Annotated in this window: 2 tRNA genes and 3 rRNA genes; all 5 read left to right on the top strand. The window is 55.8% G+C overall.

The annotated features are described in order from the left end of the window. Nucleotides 1-185 precede the first annotated feature (185 nt). The 5 genes from BUB59_RS14725 to rrf all read left to right on the top strand — a co-directional run bounded on the left by BUB59_RS14725 (nt 186) and on the right by rrf (nt 5,208). Nucleotides 186-1,702 (top strand): 16S ribosomal RNA (locus BUB59_RS14725). Nucleotides 1,703-1,777: 75 nt separating this feature from the next. Then, nucleotides 1,778-1,851: transfer RNA gene (locus BUB59_RS14730), tRNA-Ile, on the top strand. Nucleotides 1,852-1,859: 8 nt separating this feature from the next. Further along, nucleotides 1,860-1,932: transfer RNA gene (locus BUB59_RS14735), tRNA-Ala, on the top strand. A gap of 184 nt (nt 1,933-2,116) precedes the next feature. Continuing rightward, nucleotides 2,117-4,990, top strand: a 23S ribosomal RNA gene (locus BUB59_RS14740). A gap of 103 nt (nt 4,991-5,093) precedes the next feature. Next, a 5S ribosomal RNA gene (gene rrf, locus BUB59_RS14745) occupies nt 5,094-5,208 on the top strand. Together the 16S, 23S and 5S rRNA genes with 2 tRNA genes alongside form the textbook arrangement of a ribosomal RNA operon. Nucleotides 5,209-5,213: the final 5 nt, after the last annotated feature.

Here is a 5,213-nt window from a genome sequence, read left to right on the forward strand (position 1 = left end):
GAGCAGTTTGAAGGAATCGGAGATGTGCTTAGTGACGGACCTTAGAAGAAATTCAAGGAAGTCAATTACTTAGAAGGCGAGAGTCGCGGCCAAGCTTGCTTGGACATGACCGAGCCGAGAGTAAAGCGATAACTTTAGTTATCGCCATTTTATGAACGTGATTACGGGACCAAGACTTTAAAAAATTTATGAAGAGTTTGATCCTGGCTCAGAACGAACGCTGGTGGCGTGTCTTATACATGCAAGTCGAGCGGGGTCTTCGGACCTAGCGGCGAACGGGTGAGTAACGCGTAAGCAATCTGCCCCGTATCAGGGAATACCCGTGCCAACGCGCGGTTAATGCCCAAGGCGGTGGCCCCCCGCATGGGGGGTTGACCAAAGATTTATCGATGCGGGATGAGCTTGCGTCCGATTAGCTAGTTGGCGGAGTAACGGCCCACCAAGGCAACGATCGGTAGCCGGCCTGAGAGGGTGATCGGCCACATTGGGACTGAGATACGGCCCAGACTCCTACGGGAGGCAGCAGTAGGGAATATTGCACAATGGGGGAAACCCTGATGCAGCAACGCCACGTGTGGGAAGAAGCATTTCGGTGTGTAAACCACTGTCGTGAGGGAATAAGGCTGAGTTTCGGCTCAGTTGAATGTACCTCGAAAGGAAGCACCGGCAAACTTCGTGCCAGCAGCCGCGGTAATACGAGGGGTGCAAGCGTTGTTCGGAATCACTGGGCGTAAAGGGAGCGCAGGCGGAGATGCAAGCGGACTGTACAATCCCGGGGCCTAACCCCGGTCCTGCAGTCCGGACTGCACCTCTTGGATAGTTCAGGGGCAAGCGGAATTCCTGGTGTAGCGGTGGAATGCGTAGAGATCAGGAAGAACACCGATGGCGAAGGCAGCTTGCTGGGGACTTATCGACGCTCATGCTCGAAAGTGCGGGTAGCAAACAGGATTAGATACCCTGGTAGTCCGCACCGTAAACGATGTATACTGGGTGTCCGCGGTTCGCCGCGGGTACCGGAGCTAACGCGTTAAGTATACCGCCTGGGGAGTACGTACGCAAGTATGAAACTCAAAGGAATTGACGGGGGCCCGCACAAGCGGTGGAGCATGTGGTTTAATTCGAAGCAACGCGCAGAACCTTACCAGGGTTTGACATGGGAAAGCCGCAGCGAGAGATCGCTGTTTTGTAGCAATACAACTTTCCGCACAGGTGCTGCATGGCTGTCGTCAGCTCGTGTCGTGAGATGTTGGGTTAAGTCCCGCAACGAGCGCAACCCACGTTTCCAGTTGCCACCCGCAAGGGGGCCCTCTGGAGAGACTGCCGGGGACAACCCGGAGGAAGGTGTGGATGACGTCAAGTCCTCATGGCCCTTACATCCTGGGCTACACACGTGCTACAATGGTCGGTACAATGGGTCGCAACGCCGCGAGGCGGAGCCAATCCTCAAAGCCGGCCTCAGTTCGGATCGGAGTCTGCAACTCGACTCCGTGAAGCTGGAATCGCTAGTAATCGTGGGTCAGCACACCACGGTGAATACGTTCCCGGGCCTTGTACACACCGCCCGTCAAGCCATGGGAGAAGGGAGTGCTCTAAGTCGTGATGCCAACCCGCAAGGGAGCCAGCGCCTAAAGCAAGACCTTTGACTGGGGCTAAGTCGTAACAAGGTAGCCGTACCGGAAGGTGCGGCTGGATTACCTCCTTTAAGGAGTAAAATGAATACCCTGTAACACAGTTCAGACACTGTCACCTAAGTACATCTCCGATTCTTTTAGAGCCCGGGTCTGTAGCTCAGCTGGTTAGAGCACCGCTCTGATAAGGCGGGGGTCAATGGTTCAAGTCCATTCAGGCCCATAGCTTAAGGGGTTATAGCTCAACTGGTAGAGCGCCAGCTTTGCAAGCTGGATGTTAGGAGTTCGAGTCTCCTTAGCTCCAGAAGGCGCTTCCGGGCGCTGCAAACGCGAAAGTCCGACGAGACTTTCGGCAGAATGAAATTTTGGCAACATGAAACCAAGAATAAGCAATTTAAAGCAAACAGAGTGACTTGAAGCACTGAAAGAAAAAGGTGGATTCGAGCTGCTCATGCAGCAAGTTAGATCGAGCTTTATCGTTGGAAATAGGAATTAAGCGAAGGAATGCACGCGGGGGATGCCTAGGCATCTGCCGGCGACGAAGGACGGGCCAAGCCCCGAAAGTGCCGTACGAGACGCAAAGGGTCTTTGACTACGGCGGTTCCGAATGGGGAAACCCACGCGCAAGCGTATCCACGGACTGAATACATAGGTCCGAGGAGGCAAACCCGGGGAACTGAAACATCTCAGTACCCGGAGGAAAAGAAATCAACCGAGATTCCCTGAGTAGTGGTGAGCGAAAGGGGAGGAGCCCAGACGGTTCGGGCATTCAGGATATATCGCGAAGCGGGATGGAAAGCCCCCCCACAGCAGGTGACAGGCCTGTAGCGATATTGAATGGAGCCTACGTCGAAGAGTAGGGCGGGACACGTGAAATCCTGCCTGAAGACGGGGGGACCACCCTCCAAGGCTAAATACGAGCAGATGACCGATAGTGCACAGTACCGTGAGGGAAAGGTGAAAAGCACCCCGAGAGGGGAGTGAAAGAGCGCCTGAAACCGCGTGCATACATTCTGTCGAAGGGGGGATTCATCCTCCTGACGGCGTGCCTTTTGTTTAATGAGCCAGCGAGTTGCTCGTGTACGGCAAGGTTAAGGGCCTCAGGTCCGGAGCCGAAGCGAAAGCGAGTCTTAACTGGGCGACCAGTCGTACACGGCAGACACGAAGCCTTAGTGATCTACCCATGGCCAGGCTGAAGCGGAAGTAACATTCCGTGGAGGGCCGAACCGATATACATTGAAACGTGTCCGGATGAGCTGTGGGTAGGAGCGAAAGACCAATCAAACTGGGCGATAGCTTGTTCTCTCCGAAACATATTTAGGTATGGCGTCATGTTAGTTTCCCGGGGGTAGAGCACTGGATGGACTAGGGGGCACACCCGCTTACCAAACCCAATCAAACTCCGAATACCGGGAATATGATGCATGGCAGACAGCCCGCGGGTGATAAGATCAGCGGACGAAAGGGAAACAACCCGGACCATCGACTAAGCGTCCCCAAGTATGTGCTAAGTGGTAAAGGATGTGGGGTTGCACAGACAGCCAGGAGGTTAGCTTAGAAGCAGCTACCCTTTAAAGAAAGCGTAATAGCTCACTGGTCAAGCGACCCCGCGCCGAAAATGATCGGGACTAAGCACATCACCGAAGTCATGGACTCGCAAGAGTGGTAGGAGAGCGTTCCGTAGGCCTGGGAAGGCGCGTGGCGATGCGCGCTGGAGGTATCGGAAATGAGAATGCTGGCATGAGTATGCGAAAATGCGGGTGAAAAACCCGCACACCGTAAGTCCAAGGGTTCCCGGGCAAGGATAATCCTCCCGGGGTCAGTCGGGATCTAAGACGAGGCCGAGAGGCGTAGCCGATGACAAGCGGGCGAACATTCCCGCACCCCGCTAAGACGTTACTACCGAATGGTGACGCATGGGACAGCGCGTAGCTCCTGATGGATGGAGCGGATGGTGTGCAAGGCCTAGAGCCCCAGGCACCGGACCGACGGAAGGCTTCGGCCGGAAGTCGAGTCGCGTGGGCCCGTGCCAGGAAAAGCCAGCAAGGGAGTCGATGCGGGCCCGTACCGTAAACCGACACAGGTGGACGAGGCGAATAGCCTAAGGTGCTCGAGACAACTCGGGAGAAGGAACTCGGCAAATTAACCCCGTAACTTCGGGATAAGGGGAGCCTCCGAGGGTCAGGATGAACAGTCCGAAGCCTTTGGAGGTCGCAGGGAAACGGCAGAAGCGACTGTTTACCAAAAACACAGGGCCATGCTAACACGCAAGTGGACGTATATGGTCTGACACGTGCCCGGTGCCGGAAGGTTAACAGGAGGAGTCAGCGCAAGCGAAGCTCTGAATCGAAGCCCCGGTAAACGGCGGCCGTAACTATAACGGTCCTAAGGTAGCGAAATTCCTTGTCGGGTAAGTTCCGACCTGCACGAATCGTGTAACGACTTCTGCACTGTCTCCTCCCGGGACTCGGCGAAATTGCAGTGCCGGTGAAGATGCCGGCAACCCGCACCTGGACGGAAAGACCCCATGAACCTTCACTGTATTTTGACATTGGTTTTAGGGTTGGCATGTGTAGGATAGGTGGGAGGCTTTGAAGCGGCGACGCCAGTCGTCGTGGAGCCGTCCTTGAAATACCACCCTTGCCCGCTTTGAGATCTAACCTAGTCCCGTCATCCGGGACAGGGACCGTGTCTGATGGTCAGTTTGACTGGGGCGGTCGCCTCCTAAAAGGTAACGGAGGCATCCAATGGTTCCCTCAGCGCGGTCGGCAATCGCGCGCAGAGCATAAAGGCATAAGGGAGCTTGACTGCGAGACGGACACGTCGAGCAGGTACGAAAGTAGGGCTTAGTGATCCCGCGGTACAGCGTGGAACGGCCGTTGCTCAATGGATAAAAGGTACTCTGGGGATAACAGGCTGATCTCCCCCAAGCGTTCATAGCGACGGGGAGGTTTGGCACCTCGATGTCGGCTCGTCGCATCCTGGGGCTGGAGAAGGTCCCAAGGGTTTGGCTGTTCGCCAATTAAAGCGGCACGCGAGCTGGGTTCAGAACGTCGTGAGACAGTTCGGTCCCTATCCGGTGTGGGCGTACGAGACTTGAGGGAAGCTGACCTTAGTACGAGAGGACCGGGTCGGACGTACCTCCGGTGTACCGGCTGTCGCGCCAGCGGCATTGCCGGGTAGCCGTGTACGGATCGGAGAAACGCTGAAGGCATCTAAGCGTGAAGCCGTTCCCAAGATCAGGTCTCGCGGGGGCAACCCCCTGAAGGGCCGTCGTAGACTACGACGTCGATAGGTCGCAGGTGTAAGCGCAGCGATGCGTTGAGCCGAGCGATACTAATAGCCCGTGCGAGCTTTTCCTTTCTTTCAACGATAGAGTTCGGTTGTTGCGTGAGCAGCCCGGATCCACTTTCAGGCGGTCAGCTGTTAGCTGCTTTGCCTTGGACATGTTGCCTTTGAGAATGTTTCAGCGGTTATTGAGCAGGGGTCACACCCGTTCCCATTCCGAACACGGCAGTTAAGCCCTGCATCGCCGATGGTACCTGGCCTACGGGTCCGGGAGAGTAGGTCGCCGCTGGATTCACG

Source organism: Fibrobacter sp. UWEL (genome assembly GCF_900142535.1).
GTDB lineage: Bacteria > Fibrobacterota > Fibrobacteria > Fibrobacterales > Fibrobacteraceae > Fibrobacter.